Origin of the sequence: Streptomyces sp. D2-8 (assembly GCF_023184515.1) — a bacterium.
In the GTDB taxonomy this organism is placed as follows: domain Bacteria; phylum Actinomycetota; class Actinomycetes; order Streptomycetales; family Streptomycetaceae; genus Streptomyces.
In genome coordinates this window covers 170954-188269 of record NZ_JAAHBP010000021.1, presented here as the reverse complement: position 1 = coordinate 188269, position 17316 = coordinate 170954, and the positions used below count along the sequence as shown (strand labels likewise).

The window sequence follows — 17316 nt, the reverse complement described above, 5'->3', positions numbered from 1 at the left end:
TCAGTGGGACGCGCAGACCATCTCGACGAAATGGCCCACCTTCTCCTCCGGCAGCCGGCGTGCGAGGTCCGCCTCGCTGATCATGCCGACCAGCCGGTGATCGTCGATGACCGGAAGCCGCCTGATCCTGTGCTCCTCCATGGCCCGCAGCACCTCGTCCGTGTCGGCCCCGGCGTCGACGGTGATCGGCTTGCCCTGCGCGAGCAGGCCCGCGTTCATGGTCCTCGGGTCCTTGCCCTTGGCGAGACCCTTCACCACGATGTCCCGGTCGGTGATGATCCCGTGCAGCCGGTCGTCCGGCCCGCAGACCGGGAGGGCTCCGACGTCCAGCTCGCTCATCCGGCGTGCCGCGTCCTCCAGTGATTCGTCCTCCTGCACACAGACGGCACCGGCGTGCATGATCTCCCGTGCTGTGGTCATGGCCGTCTCCTTCGGGTTTCGCGGTCCGCATCGCCGGGACGCGCCGTGGAGCCGGCCCGCCCCGACTGCTGCCCTTACGGCCAGTGTGGTTTCTCCGCCATCGATCCGCATGCGGGGAGAGCGGCTTCAACCGTCGGCCCCGCTCGTGCCCTTCCCCAGGGTTCGGGCCGCCCAGCGGCGTCTGACGGCGTCCTCGTGCTCGGTCTGCTCCAGCGCGAGTTCGACCCGGGCGAGTGCCGTCTCGAGACGGGGGATCCAGTGGCGTCGCAGCGCGCGGACCCGTCGGCGGGTGCTCAGCACCTCCGCTCCGACGATCCGGGATGCCGCCCGCGCCGCGGCGTACTCGCCGGCTGCGCGTACGGCCTCGCGGTAGGCGGCTTCGGCATGCACCAGGGCGGTGTTGGCCGGTGCGGCCGAGCTGGGAGCGCGGTCCGGCACGACGCAGGTGACCTCGGTCGGATGGCGGACGCCCATGGTGACCGTCTCGTCGACCGTGATCCTCGCGGGGCCGACTCCGGCCGCCGCCCTGTCGAGGGCGTGTTCCCCGCCGAGGAGGACAGCTCGGACCAGCCAGGTGTCGGCTTCCTTCACCCGGTCGTGCCATCGGCTGCCGCTGATCTCTTCGGCCCGGCGCAGTTGGTCGTGACGTGAGAGCAGGATGCGCAGCTTCTGTTCGAGGAGGTCGGCGCCCCGCACGGCGACATCCAGACGGTGCCGCAGGTGCAGTCGGCCGGCGCGTGAGGGCGGGAGACGGGACGGCGTCGTCACTCGGCCGTCCCCCTCTCGTCGTCCTCCCCGGAGCCATGGCTGCTCTCCCCCGCCCTTTCCTCCTCGGCCTCCGGTTCCTCCTCGGCGCCGTGTGCGTCGAGCAGAGCGGCGGGCAGCATGGAGAGCTGGCTCCGGGGCAGGGTCAGCAGCGCGTTCCAGGCGGCTTCCAGTGTCTGGTCCAAGGACCGCGCTTCGTCGCTTCGCTGGTTCACGAACCGGTGGAGGAAGGCCTCTCGGTACACGAGATGGCGGCGGTCGGTCGGGCTCAGCGCACCCTCGCCGACCAGGTCCGCGAGTTCGCGGACCTGCCGGGCCCGGGCGAGTGCGGCGAGCGACTGCGCCGCGACGTCGAGGTGGTCGTCCCGGGTGCGGCCCGGGCCCGCGCCCTTGCGCATCAGGCGGGACAGCGAAGAGAGGGCGTCCACGGGCGGGTACACGCCCAGGGCGTGCGTCTGGCGGGAGAGCACGATCTGGCCCTCGGTGATGTAGCCGGTCAGGTCCGGCACCGGGTGGGTGATGTCTCCCGCGGGCATGGTGAGAACGGGCAGGACGGTGACGGATCCGGGTCGTCCGCGGAGTCTGCCGCAGCGCTCGTAGAGGGAGGCCAGATCGCTGTAGAGGTATCCGGGGTAGGCACGGCGGGCCGGGATCTCGCCGCGGGCGGCCGAGACCTCGCGCAGCGCCTCGGCGTAGCTGGTCATGTCGCTCATCACCACGAGCACGTGCCGTCCGCCGGTGAAGGCGAGGTCCTCGGCGATCGTCAGCGCCAGGCGCGGGGTGAGGATGCGTTCGATCACCGGGTCGTCGGCGGTGTTGAGCAGCAGGACCAGTTCGCCGGCGGCCGAGCGTTCCTCCAGGGCGTCGCGGACGAAGGAGGCGTCCGGATGGGTGAGGCCCATGCCGGCGAAGACCACGCTGAACGACTCGCCGCCGACGGTGGACTGGGCCGCGATCTGGGCGGCCAGCTCGAGATGGGGCAGTCCGGCCGTGGAGAACACCGGCAGCTTCTGCCCGCGCACCAGGGTGGTCAGTGCGTCGACCGCGCCGACACCGGTGATGACCGGCGCGGAGGGTGGCTCCCTGCGGACGGGGTTGATGGGGCTGCCGCCGACCGCGACGCTGCTGTGCCCGAACACCGGTGGCCCGCCGTCGAGGGGTTCGCCGCGTCCGTTGCAGACCCTGCCCAGCCAGCCGGGGCCCACGGGGATGCGCAGCGGCCCTCCCGTGAAGGCAACCCGGATGCCTCTGGGGTCCATTCCGGTGGTGTCCTCCAGGACCTGGACCACGGCGAGGCCGCGGTCCACCTCCAGGACGAGACCATGGCGCTGCTCGCCGGACTCCAGGCTGATCCGGACGTACTCGTCCCAGCCGACGCCCGTGACTCCCTCCACGACGGCGAGCGGCCCCCGCAGCTCGCGGATCGCCGTGTACTCGACGTCGCCCCACAGGGTCACAGCCGTTCGCCTCCCCCGCGGCAGCCACCGCTCACCTCACCGCACCTCCCGGAGCCGGGCGAGCATGGCGTCCCGCCGTGCCGCCACTCCCCCGGCGTCGTGCGGGCCGACCGCCTCGCGGGCACGGAGCACCGGTTCGAAGTCCGTGTCCTCGACGACGGCCGCCGGTACACCCGAGTCGACCAGTTCCCGGCAGCGGTCGACGACCGCGAGCACGGCGTCGACCAGTGCGGCGGTCTTGTCCGCGCCGCAGTACGCGTCCCGGTCCGACAGGGCACTCTGCTGGAGCACCCCCTCGCGCAGGAGCCGTCCGGCGAGGACGCTGACGCGCTCCTGGTCGGGCAGCGCCGTGATGCCGATCAGGTCGACGAGGTCGGCCAGCCGGTCCGCCTCGGCCAGCAGGGCCGCGACACGTGCGCGCCGCGCCGGCCAGGCCGGGTCGCCCGCCGCCGCCTGCCGGACACCGAGCGTCGCCGCGTCGCGGGAGAACGACCCCGACCAGGACAGGGCCGGATAGTGCCGGGCGTAGGCGAGGTCGCGGTCCAGCGACCACAGGCAGCGTACGAACCGCTCGGTGTGCGCGGTGACCGGCTCGGTCATGTCGCCGCCCGGCGGTGAGACCGCGCCGATCACGGTGACCGAGCCGCGCTCGCCGCCGAGCGTGGTCACGGCTCCCGCCCGCTCGTAGAACGCGGCGATCGCCGAGGCGAGAGAGGCCGGATAGCCCTCCTCCGCCGGCAGCTCGCCGGTCCGGGAGGCGAACTCGCGCAGTGCCTCGGCCCACCGGGAGGTCGAGTCGGCGATGACCACGACGTCGAGTCCCATGTCGCGGAAGTACTCGGCGACCGTGGCGCCGGTGTGGATGCTCGCCTCGCGGGCCATCATCGGCATGTTGGAGGTGTTGGCGACGGTCACGGTCCGCTCGGCGAGCCGTCCGCCGGTACGGGGGTCCTCGAGTGCGGAGAACTCGGCGATGACATCGGCCATCTCGTTGCCCCGCTCGCCGCAGCCGACGTAGACGATCACGTCGGCGTCGCACCACTTGGCGATCTGTTGCAGCAGCACGGTCTTGCCGGTTCCGAAGCCGCCCGGAACGGCGACCGTGCCGCCGTGGGCCACGGGGAAGAGCAGGTCGATCACGCGCTGTCCGGTGCTCAGCACCTGCGGCTCGCCACCGCGCTCGCGTACCGGACGCGGCCGGCGTACGGGCCAGGTGGCGCCGATCCGCACGTCGGTGCCGTCCACCACGGCCACGACGGCATCCTGCGGATAGTCGCCCGCGCCCGCGATGCGTTCCACCACGCCACCGGCTCCCGGCGGTACGAGCACACGCACCTTTACCGGTCCGGCCCCCCGCACCTCGCCGAGTTCCTCACCCGCCGAGGCCCGTGCGCCCTCCTTCACCCGCGGGACGAACGACCAGCTCCGGTCCTGCCCGGCCGCCTGGGCCGCGCCGGGGACGAGCCGGTCCCCGGCGCCGGCCAGAGGCCGGAGCAGACCGTCGAAGATTCCCCCCAGCAGTCCGGGGCCGAGGAGCGCGGAGAGCGGTCTCCCTCCGGGGTAGGCGGGGTCACCGGGTGCGAGCCCTCCGGTGTACTCGTACACCTGGACGGTGACGATGTCGCCGCTGATCGCCACCACCTCGCCGGGCAGGCGGGCGTCACCGAGGAACACCAGGTCGTGCATGGCCACCCCCTCCGTGTACGCGACCTCGACCAGCGGTCCGGCGACCCGCAGGACACGCGACGAGACCTTCGCTCTCACGGCGCCCACAGCGTCTCGGCCTCCACGTCGGCCCGGACCAGCGCACGCGCGGCCAGGGCGTCCAGGGTGCAGTCGACCCGCCGCCCCGGAGCGTGGGCGACCACGCCCCCGCCGGGCTGCACGGTGACCTCCGCGTCCGGTCCGAGAAGCCGGCGCGCGTGCCCGGTCAGCCGCTCCAGGACGGACGCGTAGTCCGGCGCGTGCCGCAGTTCCCGGACACGCTCGGTGACGCGGCGGCGCAGCTCCTCGTACGCCTCACGCCGGGCTGCCAGTTCATGAGCCCTCGCCTGTCGTCGGGCCCGCGCGCGCAGGTCACGGCCGGCGGTCCCGCCCTGGGTCTCGCCCTCACGGCGGGCTTCGTCAAGAATCCTCCGGGCCTCGGTGCGGGCGTCGTCGAGCAGGTCCGCCGCATCGCGTTCGGCACGGGCCAGGAGCTCGGCGGCCTCGGCATGGGCAGCCCGCAGCAACTCGGTACGCACGGGCTGGAGTGCGGCCTCGGCCTCGTCCGGGGCGGGCGTCCTCATGGCGGCATCACCGCGGACAGCGGTGTGGTGGCCTCCCGCGGCGCCGGGCCCAGCGCGTCGGCCGCCGCCGGAGTGAGGATCACCAGCTCCACGTCGTCCGGCAGGTTCCGCCACGCCTCCCGTACCGCGTCCGGCTCCTCTGCGGGGAGCGTGTGCACCCCGGCCAGCGCGAATCCCGCCACCCTCACCTGTTCTCCGATGGCGACCACGCGTCCCATGTCATGCCCTTCCGATGAGGATGATCGCGACGACCAGGCCGTAGATCGCGATGCCCTCGGCGAGGCCGACGATCACCATGGCCCGGCCGAAGAGTTCGGGCCGCTCGCTGAGGGCGGCGATGGCCGCGGCACCTGTGTAGGCGACGGCGATCGACGCCCCGATCGATGCTCCGGCCACCGAGATCGCGGCGCCGATCAGCGCGGCGGAGCCGGATCCGGAGTCCTGCGCGACCTCCGTGGCCGTCGCGGCGGCCTGTGCGTCCCCGCTGCCGAGTGCCACCGCGAGCAGCGCGAACGCGCCGACGAACAGGAGGGCGTCGGCGGCGATCACCAGCCGCAGGGCCGCCCGCCCGGACCGGCGCAGCAGCAGCCGGGTGACGAGACAGACCACCACGATGACGGGAAGGGCGATGAGCCAGGTGATCACGAGGACGCCTCCGTGCGTTGTACGGGCAGGTGCCAGGGGTGGAAGGGACGGCCCTGTGCCTCGAAGACCCGGGAGAACAGCTCGTAGAACTCCAGCCGCAACGCCTGCACCCCGGCGACCAGCGCCTCCAGAGCGAAGGCCAGGGCGTTGCCGACGGCGAAGACCAGGATCGCCGCCACGAGCGCGGCGGCCCCCGCCCCCGCCAGCGCTGTCGTGCCGCGCCACACGATGTCGCCGAGTGCGGCATGCGTGAGCCCGAAGGCCGCCAGGCGTGCGAAGGACACGAGGTTCGAGCCGATGCGTACCACCACGTCGAAGAGCTGGATGCCGGTCTGGGCGGCGCCGCCCGGGCCGCCCGCGGTGGCCAGGTACATCCCGGTTCCGGCCAGGACGAGCCCCGTGGCAGCGACGGCCGCGCCCGCGAACGCGTAGCCGGTGCGGCCCAGCAGCCCCGCGCCGACGCTCAGGACGAGCCCGAGGTAGAGCGCCGCCCCGGCGATGCCGGACGCCGCGTACAGGGCGTTCGACGGCCCGTTCTCCCGCCAGCGGTTCACGATCCCCGCCCCGTACGCCAGCGCCAGGAGTGCGGCGCCGAGAGCGACGGCGGCGGCCAGCAGCCGCATCGGCTCGTCCAGCGGGTCGAGCCAGAGCACCGGCAGGACACCGGTCGGGCCGAAGAACTCGCCGTAGGCCAGTCCGGCCAGGGTGCTGGTCAGCCCCGCCCCGGCCACGAACGGCCACAGCGCGTGCAGCGACGCCGCCCTGCGCGGCCGGCCGGCGCGCAGCAGGAGCCCGGCCAGGAGCAGCAGCGCGCCGTGTCCGGCGTCGCCGAACATCACGCCGAACATCACCACGTACACGATGCCCGCGGGCAGGGTGGGGTCGAGGTCGGCGTAGGGCACCGTGCCGTACGTGCGGACCAGCGGCGTGAACGATCGCCGTACCGCGCCGGTGGTGCGCAGCAGGGTCGGTGGGTCGACACCGCGGGGTGCCTTCAGCGGCACCAGCGCCGCCCCCGCACCGGCGAGGCGCTCGGCGGTCGCGGGGACCTCGGCGGCGGGGCACCACCCGGCCAGCGCGCCGACCCCGCCGCGCTGGACCACGCCGCGGAGCCGCTCCTCGAGCTGGGCTTCGCCCGCCAGCAGATCCACCCGGCCCGCGCGTTCCAGTGCGTCGAGGTCGGGCGGCCCGACGCTGAGGACGGCTTCGGCAGGCGCCTGACGCAGGCGCTGCAGTCTGCCGGCCGCCGCGCCCCGCGCGCCGCCGTCGACCGGGTCGATCTCGACGCAGCCCGCCTCGGCGACCCGGACCAGGGTGTCCCTCAGGGCCGGGCGCGGGGCGAGGATCGCCACGCGCCGCATGCGGACCGGGACCATCACCTCAGGCCGGCGCATCGAAGGCCTCCGGCGGTCCGCCTCCCCGGGCGGCCAGCTCCAGCGCCCCGCGCACCCTCCAGGCGTCCGTGGACAGCACCGCGACGGCGCCCACCACCGGCCCGGAGCCGAGGCGGGAGGCGCGCAGCAGCTCGGCGCCGTCCCTGTCGACCCGGTCCCACCAGCGGGCCTCCGCCCGCCACAGGTCGGACGCGGCGTCGAGCCCCTCCACCACCCAGCGCGCCGTGCCGGGCAGGTGCTGCCGGAAGTCGGAGTACGAGGCCGCGCTCACCGCGTCCTGCCCGAGCAGCCGGGCGGCCCGCCGGACGGAGGGTTCCGTCGGCCGGCGGCCGAGGAGGAACACCTCGCGTGCGAACAGGAGAGCGAGCCGCCCCGCCGCCCAGCGCACTGCTTCCGGCACGGCGGCCGCGGTGCGCACCGCGGCGGAGACCCGCATCCCCGTGGCCACCGCGGCGGGGGAATCGGCGCCCGGGTCGCCCCACACGGACGCGGCCAGCCCGGACCTGAGCTCGGACGGCGATCCGGCCCGGGACAGCCGGGGCCACACGGTCTCCAGCGTGCCGAGCCGGTAGGGCCGGAAGGACCCGGCGGAATCCGCACCCGACAACGCACGGAGACGGTCCTCGACGTTGGAGATCTCGAACCCTGCGGCGAGCGCGCGGATCGCCGCCGCACCACCGCGTGGCTGCCATCCGGCGAGCACGCGCAGGTGCCACAGCAGCGTCGCTCCGACCGTTCGCTGGGCCTCGGCGAGCGACGCCCCGGGATCGAGGTCGCGCCGGTAGGCCGTGCCGCTCAGGTAGCGCAGTGCGTCGTCGAGGGTCGGGGCCGAAGCCACCTCCCGGACCCCCGCCGTGCCGAGACTCCTCGACCGCATGGCCCGGGACCGGGTGACACCGGCGACCCATCCGGCGCTCACCCCGGGCCCCTTCCCCCGGGCTCGCCGCGCGGGCCCTGGACAGCCGCGCCGGCCTGCACGAGTTCCTCGGTCGCGAGCGCCGCCACCCGGTCCACGAGGGCGGGCATGCGCGTCTCGGCCCGCTGTCGTACGGCGGCCGCGTCCCGCTCGGCGGCGGTGAGGAGTTCCGCCGCCTCGGTCTCGGCGGCGCGGCGTACCCGGTCGGCGGCCTCCACCCGGACGTCGTGGGCCCCGGAGCGTGCCCGCGCGATGATCTCCCCGGCCTGTTGTGCGGCCTCGGTCCGCAGTTGCTCGGCGCGGCGGGCCGCCCCTTCGCGTACGGTCCGTGCCTCGGCCTCGGCCTGCTCCAACAGGGCCAGTGGCGGCTGTAGTTCGGCGGAGAGCTGCGCGGAGCGATCCGAGGGCACGCCCCCGGGCGCCGCCCGGCCGGGCGATCCCGCCGGTCGGAAGCGCATCAGGAAATCCCGGAATCCCTCCATGGGCTCCCCTCATGTCGGCTCTCGGTTCAAGTCTCCGCTCCGGGACCGGAGGTGTCGCGTCGGCCCGCGCCGCGCACGCGGTCCCCGGCCGTACGGGGGCGTGCGTCCGGGATCGGTGGGACACTGGCCGGGTAGGTGACCGGCCGTGCTCTTCGGGAGGTTGCCGTGAGCGACTTCGAACACCGAGCCGCTGGACGGGAAGCCCGTCGCGCCGCCCCGCACAGCCCTTGGACACCAAAAGAAGAGCACCGCCAGGACCTGCTGCAGCGCTATCTCGGTGCCCTCGCCCACGCCGCGGCCGCGGAGGCGGCGACGGAGGCGGGCGAGCCCGCAGCCGAGCCGGCGGACACGCCGCCCACCCGTGCCGGGCACCGAACCGGGGGACGGGCACCGCAATCGCCGCACGTACGCGACGTCATGCGCGTGCCGGCCGTCTCGGTCCCCGGCGACCTTCCGTTCCTCGACGTCGCCCGCACGCTCTCGCGCGAGCGGCTGAGCGCCGTTCCGGTCGTGGACGCCGAGGACCACGTGGTCGGGGTGGTGTCCGAGTCCGACCTCCTCGCCAAGGCCGCCGTCATGGCCGTCCCGCACCGGGCCGGTCCCCTCGCCAGGCTCCGGGAACACCGCCTCTACGAGAAGAGCCGGGGTGAGACCGCGGCCACCCTCATGACCTACCCGGCGGTCACCGTCCACCCGGGGGATCCGGTGGCCGACGCCGCCTGGACCGCCGCTCGCTCACGACTCAAGCGGCTGCCCGTCACGGACCACCACGGTCGGCTCGTCGGTGCGGTCAGCCGCAGCGACCTGCTCCGGTCGCTCGTCCGCGACGACGCCGAGATCCGCGAGGAGATCGAGTCCCGCATCCTGCGGCGCGAGTTCCTCCCGGCGTCCGACGTCGTCGAGGTGGCGGTGGACAACGGCGTCGTGACCCTGGCGGGCAGGCTGGACACGGCACTCGTCCCGCAGCTGGTCGAGGCGATCCGGGACATCGAGGACGTCACCGACGTGGTCGACCACCTCAACGCGGAGTAACGGCACTCAGGGAGCGGAGCGAGGAGGCCGACCACCCGGACCGCCGGGTCCGGTCGAGGCGGCTCGCGGCACCCGCTCCGGCCACAGCCGCGTCTGCACCCGCATGACCACATGGCCGAGGCCGGACAAGGCGCAGGCGATCGCGAATTCGGCGAACGACAGCGGTTCCGTACCCAGCAAGTCCCGCAGGACGGGCAGATAGACCCCGGCCGCCTGAAGGGCCAGGGCCGCGCCCACGGCGACCAGCAGAAAGGGGTTGGCCAGACTCCCCGGACGGGCCCGGGAACCCAGCGCCACGCCGAGCTGGGTCGCGCCGAGAACCAGGAAGATCATGGACTGCCAGGGGCGTCCCGTCTCCCGCGCCCACACCCCGGCCACCAGGGTCACCGCGGCGACGAAGGCCCCCATGAACAGGATCCGCGGCCACAGCCCGGCGCCCAGCACGCTCTCCTCGGGCGGCCGCGGTGGATGTCGCATCGCGTCCGGAGCGACGGGCTCCGCGCCGAGCGCGACACCGGGCACCCCGTGCGTGAGCAGGTTGATCCACAGGATCTGCGCCGGCAGCAGCGGCAGCGGCATCCCCAGGAAGGGCCCGACGAGCATGACCACGATCTCCGCGGTTCCACCGGCGAGCCCGTAGAGCAGGAACCGGCGCACGTTCGCGTAGACCCGGCGCCCCTCCTCGACGGCCGACACGATGGAGGCCGGGTTGTCGTCGGCCAGCACGAGATCGGCCGCCTGGCGTGCCACCTCGGTGCCGCGCCGTCCCATGGCGACGCCGATGTCGGCCCGGCGCAGTGCCGGGCCGTCGTTGACGCCGTCTCCGGTCATCGCGACCACGTGCCCCGCACCGCGCCACGCCTGGACGATGTCCAGCTTCTGCTCGGGTGTGGTGCGGGCGTAGACGCGTACGCCGGTCAGTTCGCCCGCCGTGCCTTCGCGGATCCGCTCGCCGGTGGTGACCTCCTCGTCCCGGGTGGCGATGCCGAGGCGCCCGGCCACGGCATGTGCGGTCAGCGGGTGGTCGCCGGTGATCAGCACGGGGACGATGCCGGCCGCTTTGCAGGCGGCGATGGTCGCCTCCGACGCGCTGCGAGGCGGGTCGAGGATGCCGACGAGACCCAGGAGCGACAGGCCCGACTCCCACGTCCCCGGCGGCTTTTCCCCCTCCTCGTGGTCGGCCGAGGCGACGGCGAGCACCCGGTACCCGCCTCGTGCCAGCGTCGCCGCCTGGGCCGCCGCCCGGGCGAGTACGTCCGGACCGTCGGCCAGTACCCGCGGCCGGAGCAGCGCCTCCGGTGCCCCTTTGCAGGCGACTCGCAGGCCGCCCTCGGGCCTGTGATGCACGGTCGTCATGCGCTTGCGGCCGCTGTCGAACGGGATCTCCTCGACTCGCGGCAGTTCGCTGTCGAGCGCCGTCCGGTCCAGCCCGAGGCGGGCCCCGGCCGCGAGGAGGGCGGCCTCCGTGGGATCGCCCAGCGCTCGCCACTCCGTGGAACCGTCCGGCGGGGGCTCCAGCGCCGCGTCGTTGCACAGCATCGCGGCACGGAGCAGCTCCGCCAGATCAGGCGCGTCACCCACGGTGACCGTCTCGCCGTCGCGGACGACCCGGCCCCCGGGTTCGTAGCCCGTACCCACGACCGCGGCCTCCCCGCGCGGCGTCCACAACCGCTCGGCCGCCATCCGGCCCTCGGTCAGGGTGCCGGTCTTGTCGGTGGCGATCACGGTCACGGAGCCGAGGGTCTCCACCGCGGGCAACCTGCGGACGATGGCGGACCGGTCGGCCATCCGCCGGGCGCCCAGCGCGAGAGCGAGCGTCACCACGGCGGGCAGCGACTCGGGTACGGCCGCGACGGCGAGGCTGATGGCCGCCACGATCATCAGCTCCACGGGTTGCCCGCGCACCAGCCCGAGAGCGAGGACGACGGCGCACAGCACCACGATGACGGCCGCCAGAACCCGGCCGAACCTCGCCAGCCGGCGCTGCAACGGCGTCAGACCGGGCGCGGCGCCCATCAGCGACGCGATCCGTCCGAGGGCGCTTTGCGCCCCGGTGGCGGTGACCACGACGCGGCCGCGTCCCCGGACGACGACCGTGCCCGCCGACACCGTGCCCCGCGTCACGTCGGGGTCCGGGGCCTTCTCCACCGGTACGGACTCACCCGTCAGCGAGGACTCGTCCGCCAGCAGCGACGCGCCTGCCAGGACGTATCCGTCGGCGGGCACGATGTCGCCTTCGGCCACCAGCACCAGATCACCCGGCACCACCTCGGCAGCCGGGATCGAGCGTTCCTCGCCGTCCCGCACCACCCTGGCCGCGGGGGCGCTCATCGCGGACAGGGCCATGACCGCCTGCTCCGCCCGCACCTCCTGCACCACACCGACCACGGTGTTCACCGTGATCACGAGCAGGATCACGGCGGCATCGGAGAGATCACCGGTGGCGATCGTCAGAGCGGCGGCCACCAGGAGCACCAGGATCAACGGGTCGCGCAACTGCTGCAGAACACGCCGCCACACCGGCGCGCGAGGCTCCGACGGGATCTCGTTGGGCCCGTGGCGCGTCAGCCGGCGCGCGGCCTCGGCCGACGGCAGTCCCGCAGCGGAACGTGTCGTGTCCCGGGCTTCGCCCGCCATCAACGGCTCCCGCCGTGCAGGGAACCACCGTTGCGGCGTTCAGGGGGTGTGAGACTGCGCCCGTGGTCGGCGGCGTACGCGGCGAAGACGTCCGTCGGGGTGCCACCGGTGTGCAGAAAGCGCTGGTCCAGGACGTCGGCGAGGTCGTCGAGGGCGCCGGCCAGCACGTCGCCGGTGAGACGCACGTCCGGCCGCCTGGCGGCCTGCCCGCGCCGGGCGAGGTCCAAGGCGTAGCCGACCATGGCCGCCAGTGAGGCGTGGTCCTCACCGTCATGGAAGTAGTACGCCTCCGCGTACTGGGTGAAGTCGATGCGGACCCGCACGACCTCGGTGGCGAGGCCGTCCAGCAGCAGAGCCCCCACAGCGCAGTCGAGTTGCTCCGTTGCCGGGTCCGAGCCGCGCAGGAGAGCCAGACGGACCGCCAGGACTCTTCTGCGGGTCAGGGCCGGATAGATCTCGAGGACCCAGGAGACGGTGGCGGTCAGGAGGGCGAACCCGACGAGCGCTTCCAACGGCGCTGCGACGCGGAGCCAGCCCTCGGCCGGCACGACGTCCCCGAGTCCGAGAGTGGCCACGGTGACGAGCGACAGGTAGAGAGCGTCGAGCAGGTCCACCTGTTGCGCGGGCCGTGAGCCGCCGGTGAAGGTGAACGCCTCGGGCATGTGGGGCCAGTAGACGATGGCCCAGCCCAGGATGATCGTGGTGGCCCACATACCGACCACCGTCACCATGGCGAGCGGGCCGACGAGTCCGGCCACGCGCCTGCGCGCCCGCACATGATGGGAGAGTCTCCACAGCGCGGTCATGACGAGTCGGCTCAGGCCGCCGTGCCGTGTGGGGTGCCAGAGGGTATGGAACAGGTCTCGCAGAGCGGCCATGACCAGCCCGGCTCCCGCCAGTGAGACCAACCACTCCATGCGCGTCTCCCACGGCCTGTGGCGCGGATCGGACCGCCGCGGCGCCGACGGCGAAGGCCGCCGCCCTGCCACCCGTGCCGACCCTGCTCGCCGAACCCGGATCTCTCGCGACGAGACCACTCCGGTGTCCGCCGGCTCACCCGGCCTGCAACTCGTGAACTCGCGCACGGAACATGCGCCAGCGCCTTTCGTTCTCGTGCACCAGCGTCGCCGACTCCGCCATCAGGTCGGCAGCCCGGTCGAGCAGCTCGGAAGCCGAATAGAGGTAGGCGGGGGCCTTCCGCCCGCTTCGCAGGTCGGCTCGAAGCGCCGCCGGAGAGAAGTCGACCTGGGTCAGCAGGTCGAGTGCGCGGCGCAGCAGCCGCGCCACCAGAGCCTGCAGGCCGGCCGCCTGCCAGTCATTGGCGATGATCCGGTGCCGCTCCCCCAGCAGGTCCGCAAGCGCCGGGTGAGCGGCCAGACCACCCGCGATCTCCCAGGCCTGCTCCATCGCCCGGGCCAGCCAGACACCGCCGTGCGCGGTCTCGTCGGCGACCAGTCCGACTTCGCGCTTCAGCCTCCGGAGCTCGGCGGGCTCGTTCTCCCCTTCCATGAAGAGAATCCCCGACTCCGCCACGAGCCCCGGAGCGTTCAGATCCTCCGCCCCCGCGAACGGGATCGCCGAGGTCTGCTCACCGGCCTCGACCACGCTCCACCGGTCGGCCAGGGCCTTCAGCGCCCGGGATCGCGCTTGCAGTTCGCCGGCCTGCCGCAACGGGGCCTGTGAGTAGTACTCCTCATGCTCTCGGTGGAACCGGGCGAGGTTGTCGATCACCTGCAGCAGTGACTCGGGAGGGGGCGGCTGCGACTGCTCCTCGGGCATGCCGAAAGTGTGCAACAGGTCTCACGCCGCGGCATCAGGACGCACCCATCGGCGTACCGGACGGATCAGTCCTGCGGAAGCTGGAGCGTGCAGGCCTCTCCCGGCGCGACGGTCACGGCACGGTCGGGCAGCACCACACGGATCGGTGATTCCTCCGAGTCGGGCACGCCGAGCCGCAGCTGTCCGCGCTGCAGCCGTACGCTCACGCCCCAGTGGCCTCGGTAGCGCAGCGAGAACCCGTACTCGGACAGCGCCGGAAGGGGCACCGGGTCCAGCCGGAGGGCGTCCTCGCGGGGCTCCAGTCCGGTCAGGCCGCGCTGCACCAGGTCCAGGGTGCCGGCCATGGCACCGAGGTGGATGCCTTCACCGGTCGTGCCGCCCTGGAGGTCGGCGACATCCTGTTCCAGGGCTTCCCGGCAGTACCTCCAGGCTTCGGCCTGTCTGGCCCGCGCGAGGACCCAGGCGTGGACGAGGCCGCTGAGAGTGGATCCGTGGCTCGTGCGCCTGAGGTAGTAGTCGACGGTCCTGCGCCAGATCGCGTCGTCCATGGCGTAGCCGAGGCGGCGGAACAGGTCCCGCAGCTCGGCGGCCGAGAAGAGGTAACCGAGCATCAGCACGTCGGCCTGCTTGGAGGCTTGGTACCGGTTGACGGTGTCGCCCTCGGCCTCGAGGATCCGGTCCAGCCGCCGGATGCTGTGGTAGCGCGCCCGGTACGCCTCCCAGTCCAGCTCGGCGAGATCGCCGTACCCGTCGAACTGGCTGATGACGCCCCGGTGGAACGGAACCCGCAACCGCCGGGAGATCTCGTCCCATGCGGGGAGTTCGCCGCCGTCCAGCCCGATGCGCTCGAACAGTTCCTCTCGGCGCCATGCGGGCAGGCGCTGTACGAGGTCGAGGGCGCGGCCGAGGACCCAGGCGGCGGTGACGTTGGTGTACGCGTTGTCGTCCAGTCCCGGCCGGGCGGCGTCGGGGTAGCTGTCGTGGTACTCGTCGGGGCCGACCACGCCGCGGATGCGGTAGCGGCCGTCCTCGGGCGCGAACTCGGCGCTGTCCGCCCAGAAGCGGGCGATCTGCAACAGCATCTCCGCGCCCTTGGTGTGCAGGTACTCGGTGTCGCCGGTGGCTTCGCAGTACTGCCACACGTTGTAGGCGACGGCGGAGCCGACGTGGTGCTGGAGCCGGGAGTTGTCGGGCAGCCAGCGGCCCGAACGGGGGTTGAGGTGCAGCTGCTGGGTTTCCTCACGGCCGTCGCTGCCGCTCTGCCACGGGTACATGGCCCCGCTCCGGCCTGCCGCGTGAGCGGCTCGGCAGGCCTGGGGAAGGCGCCGGTGACGGTAGTTCAGCAGGGCCCGCGAGACCTCCGGGAGGTGCAGGTTCAGATACGGCAGGACGAACAGCTCGTCCCAGAAGACGTGGCCCCGGTACGCCTCGCCGTGCAGTCCGCGGGCCGGCACGCCCACGTCCAGTTCCGCGGTGTGCGGCGACAGTGTCTGCAACACGTGGAACAGGTGCAGGCGCAGGACACGGCCCGCGTCTCCGGGTACCTGGAGGTCCGCGCGGCGCCACAACCGCGCCCACGCCGCGACGTGGGAGGCGAGAATCGCCGGGAAGTCCCCGGCTGTGGTCACGCGGTCGAGCGCCGCGGCGAGCGGGTCACCGATCGCCGGGTCGCGTGAGGTGAACAGGGCCGCGGTCTTCTCGACCACGGCGGGCCGTCCCGGAGCGATCGGGATCACCAGTCGGTGGACGGCTCGGTGACGGGACGGGCGAAGCTCGGACGACGTGGGCGACTGCCCGACGACGACCGTGCGCGCCGCCATGCTGATACCGATGTCGGAGCTGCTGGTCCGGCACCGCAGCCACGTCGTGTCGGTGCCCGCCTCTCCCGTCCGTATCCGGGTCAGGTGATCTCCGTTGAGCGACCGGTAGCGGTGGACGTTGCTGTTGGTCGCATCGCCGTCGAGGACGGATTCGACCTCGACCTCGCCCGACCACTCCTCGGCCGTGAGGACGGTCCGCAGCGCGCACAGGTGGGGGTCCGCCATGTCCACCAGGCGACTCTGCTCCACGCCCAGCATGCCCGCCTCGTCGTCCCGGTACCGGAAGGTACGCGTCAGTGTGGCTCGGCGCAGATCCAGGGTGTGCCGGTAGTCGGACAACCGGTGAGTGTCGGGCGAGAACCAGGGGCCCGCCGATCCGTCGGCGGAGCGGAGACGGAACCGCAGGAGCAGCCAGTTGGGAAGATTCACGAGGTCCTCGTTGACGACGCGGCGTCCCGCGACGGTCGACTCCAGGCGGTTGTAGACCCCGGCGGCGTAGGTGGCCGGGTAGTGCACCAGGCCCGCCCTGCTCTCCGGCACGGCGCCGCGGGTGGCGACGTAGCCGTTGCCGAGCGTGCACAACGACTCGCGCAACCGCTCGGCATCAGGGTCGTATCCCTCGTACTCCCAGATCCACTCCGGCATCCGTCGCCCCTCGCCTTCTCCCCTCACGCATGGTGCGGGAGCGTGAGCCCGTGTGGCGGCGCTCAGTCTCGCTGCGGGACGACGGCGACCGGGCATGCGGCGTGATGCAGCAGAGCATGGGCGGTCCTGCCGAGTTGCAGGCCGAAGTGACCGTGCCGCCGCTGGGCACCCACGACCACCAGGTCGGCATCGGCCGAGGCGTCCAGGAGGACCTTGTGGGCGGGGCCTTCGACGGCTTGGCGCTCCACTTCCACCTGCGGGTCGTCCTCCGCGGCGTCGCGCAGTGCCTCGGTGAGGAGAGCGGATGCCCGTTCTTCCTGTGAACCGGCGGCGTCGTCCACGATCAAGGGACTGTCCGCGTGCTCATGTGCGGGGCGGCGCCAGGCCCGTACGGCGTGCAGGGCGCAGCCGCGTGCCTCGGCCTCGCGGAGGGCGAAGCGCACGGCGGCCGAGCCGTCGGAGGCGTCACCGACGCCGACCACCACGCGGCCGTAGGAACCCTGCTGGTTCCGCCTCCCACCGCGGACCACGACGACCGGGCACACGGCACGGGCGGCCACGGTGAGGCCGACCGATCCCAGCAGCAACCCGGCGATCTCGCCGCGACCGCGGGAACCCGTGACCAGGGCGAAGGATTCATGAGCCGCGTGCAGCAGCGCGGACGCGGCGTCGTCGGGCAGTACCTCGCTCGACACCTTCACCTCGGGGTCGCGCAGCCGGGCACGTTCCGCGCAGGACGCCGTGATGTGCTCGGCCATGACCTTGTCGGCCGCGCGGTCGGTGCTGAAGGACGGGCGGGCTCCCTCGTAGCGCTCCCACAGCGAGGCGAAGACGAGCCGCAGGGACAGCCCGTGGCGCGCCGCCTCGTCCACCGCCCAGTCCACCGCCTCCAGGCTGGAATCCGATCCGTCGACGCCCACGACCAGTGGCAGCTCCATGGTTTCCACCGCCTTCCTGCCTGGCCACTGCTGAGAACCCCCTGTGAACACGGTCGCACCGCCCCGGGCCTGTCGCGACACGTGGGCGGGACCCGGTC

16 protein-coding genes are annotated in these 17316 nt (G+C 73.3%); 1 reads left to right on the top strand and 15 read right to left on the bottom strand.

The annotated features are described in order from the left end of the window. The 10 genes from G3I77_RS31275 to G3I77_RS31230 form a co-directional block, all read right to left on the bottom strand. Entirely contained in the window at window positions 1-420 is a 420-nt protein-coding gene (locus G3I77_RS31275; protein WP_248508928.1) for a CBS domain-containing protein, read from the bottom strand. Window positions 421-546: 126 nt separating this feature from the next. Beyond that, a complete protein-coding gene (locus G3I77_RS31270) occupies window positions 547-1188 on the bottom strand; it encodes a V-type ATP synthase subunit D (RefSeq protein ID WP_248508927.1) in 642 nt (213 codons plus the stop codon). Then, the gene (locus tag G3I77_RS31265; RefSeq protein WP_248508925.1) at window positions 1185-2642 is read right to left on the bottom strand and encodes a V-type ATP synthase subunit B; all 1458 of its coding nucleotides are present in this window, start codon (window positions 2640-2642) and stop codon (window positions 1185-1187) included. Before G3I77_RS31265 ends, G3I77_RS31270 begins: the two co-directional genes overlap by 4 nt. Window positions 2643-2678: 36 nt before the next feature. Then, window positions 2679-4415, bottom strand: a complete 1737-nt coding sequence (locus tag G3I77_RS31260; RefSeq protein ID WP_248508923.1) for a V-type ATP synthase subunit A — start codon at window positions 4413-4415, stop codon at window positions 2679-2681. After that, on the bottom strand, window positions 4403-4930 hold the full coding sequence (locus G3I77_RS31255) for a V-type ATP synthase subunit E family protein (protein WP_248508921.1): 528 nt from the start codon (window positions 4928-4930) through the stop codon (window positions 4403-4405). Before G3I77_RS31255 ends, G3I77_RS31260 begins: the two co-directional genes overlap by 13 nt. Continuing rightward, window positions 4927-5148, bottom strand: a complete 222-nt coding sequence (locus tag G3I77_RS31250; RefSeq protein ID WP_248508918.1) for a V-type ATP synthase subunit F — start codon at window positions 5146-5148, stop codon at window positions 4927-4929. Before G3I77_RS31250 ends, G3I77_RS31255 begins: the two co-directional genes overlap by 4 nt. A gap of 1 nt (window position 5149) precedes the next feature. Next, window positions 5150-5575, bottom strand: coding sequence for an ATP synthase subunit C (locus G3I77_RS31245; RefSeq protein ID WP_248508916.1), 426 nt, complete (start codon window positions 5573-5575; stop codon window positions 5150-5152). Next, window positions 5572-6969: a V-type ATPase 116kDa subunit family protein gene (locus G3I77_RS31240; protein ID WP_248508915.1), complete on the bottom strand. Its 1398-nt coding sequence runs from the start codon at window positions 6967-6969 to the stop codon at window positions 5572-5574. The genes G3I77_RS31245 and G3I77_RS31240 overlap by 4 nt, the downstream gene beginning before the upstream one ends. Continuing rightward, a complete protein-coding gene (locus G3I77_RS31235) occupies window positions 6956-7888 on the bottom strand; it encodes a V-type ATPase subunit (RefSeq protein WP_248508914.1) in 933 nt (310 codons plus the stop codon). Before G3I77_RS31235 ends, G3I77_RS31240 begins: the two co-directional genes overlap by 14 nt. Further along, window positions 7885-8343: a hypothetical protein gene (locus G3I77_RS31230; protein ID WP_248508912.1), complete on the bottom strand. Its 459-nt coding sequence runs from the start codon at window positions 8341-8343 to the stop codon at window positions 7885-7887. The genes G3I77_RS31235 and G3I77_RS31230 overlap by 4 nt, the downstream gene beginning before the upstream one ends. Before the next feature lie 441 nt (window positions 8344-8784). On the opposite strand from G3I77_RS31230, the gene G3I77_RS31225 reads away from it, so the two are divergent. Continuing rightward, the gene (locus G3I77_RS31225) at window positions 8785-9399 is read left to right on the top strand and encodes a CBS domain-containing protein (protein ID WP_248508910.1); all 615 of its coding nucleotides are present in this window, start codon (window positions 8785-8787) and stop codon (window positions 9397-9399) included. Window positions 9400-9405: 6 nt separating this feature from the next. On the opposite strand, the gene G3I77_RS31220 is transcribed toward G3I77_RS31225, so the two are convergent. The 5 genes from G3I77_RS31220 to G3I77_RS31200 form a co-directional block, all read right to left on the bottom strand. Continuing rightward, window positions 9406-12036 (bottom strand): cation-translocating P-type ATPase, encoded by a 2631-nt coding sequence (locus G3I77_RS31220; RefSeq protein WP_248508906.1) that lies wholly within the window; start codon window positions 12034-12036, stop codon window positions 9406-9408. Next, entirely contained in the window at window positions 12036-12953 is a 918-nt protein-coding gene (locus tag G3I77_RS31215; protein WP_248508902.1) for a potassium channel family protein, read from the bottom strand. Before G3I77_RS31215 ends, G3I77_RS31220 begins: the two co-directional genes overlap by 1 nt. 136 nt (window positions 12954-13089) lie before the next feature. Further along, the gene (locus G3I77_RS31210) at window positions 13090-13815 is read right to left on the bottom strand and encodes a hypothetical protein (protein WP_248508901.1); all 726 of its coding nucleotides are present in this window, start codon (window positions 13813-13815) and stop codon (window positions 13090-13092) included. Between the two features lie 65 nt (window positions 13816-13880). Next, on the bottom strand, window positions 13881-16280 hold the full coding sequence (locus tag G3I77_RS31205) for a glycoside hydrolase family 65 protein (RefSeq protein ID WP_248508900.1): 2400 nt from the start codon (window positions 16278-16280) through the stop codon (window positions 13881-13883). Between the two features lie 62 nt (window positions 16281-16342). Next, on the bottom strand, window positions 16343-17218 hold the full coding sequence (locus G3I77_RS31200) for a universal stress protein (RefSeq protein ID WP_248508898.1): 876 nt from the start codon (window positions 17216-17218) through the stop codon (window positions 16343-16345). Between the last annotated feature and the right edge of the window lie 98 nt (window positions 17219-17316).

Bases quoted from the DNA above. Each gene is read 5' to 3' on its own strand.
- G3I77_RS31210 (WP_248508901.1), bottom strand. From the start codon at position 13,815: ATGCCCGAGGAGCAGTCGCAGCCGCCCCCTCCCGAGTCACTGCTGCAG.
- G3I77_RS31225 (WP_248508910.1), top strand. From the start codon at position 8,785: ATGCGCGTGCCGGCCGTCTCGGTCCCCGGCGACCTTCCGTTCCTCGAC.
- G3I77_RS31240 (WP_248508915.1), bottom strand. From the start codon at position 6,969: ATGCGCCGGCCTGAGGTGATGGTCCCGGTCCGCATGCGGCGCGTGGCG.
- G3I77_RS31200 (WP_248508898.1), bottom strand. From the start codon at position 17,218: ATGGAGCTGCCACTGGTCGTGGGCGTCGACGGATCGGATTCCAGCCTG.
- G3I77_RS31275 (WP_248508928.1), bottom strand. From the start codon at position 420: ATGACCACAGCACGGGAGATCATGCACGCCGGTGCCGTCTGTGTGCAG.
- G3I77_RS31215 (WP_248508902.1), bottom strand. From the start codon at position 12,953: ATGGAGTGGTTGGTCTCACTGGCGGGAGCCGGGCTGGTCATGGCCGCT.
- G3I77_RS31230 (WP_248508912.1), bottom strand. From the start codon at position 8,343: ATGCGCTTCCGACCGGCGGGATCGCCCGGCCGGGCGGCGCCCGGGGGC.
- G3I77_RS31205 (WP_248508900.1), bottom strand. From the start codon at position 16,280: ATGCCGGAGTGGATCTGGGAGTACGAGGGATACGACCCTGATGCCGAG.
- G3I77_RS31220 (WP_248508906.1), bottom strand. From the start codon at position 12,036: ATGGCGGGCGAAGCCCGGGACACGACACGTTCCGCTGCGGGACTGCCG.
- G3I77_RS31255 (WP_248508921.1), bottom strand. From the start codon at position 4,930: ATGAGGACGCCCGCCCCGGACGAGGCCGAGGCCGCACTCCAGCCCGTG.
- G3I77_RS31250 (WP_248508918.1), bottom strand. From the start codon at position 5,148: ATGGGACGCGTGGTCGCCATCGGAGAACAGGTGAGGGTGGCGGGATTC.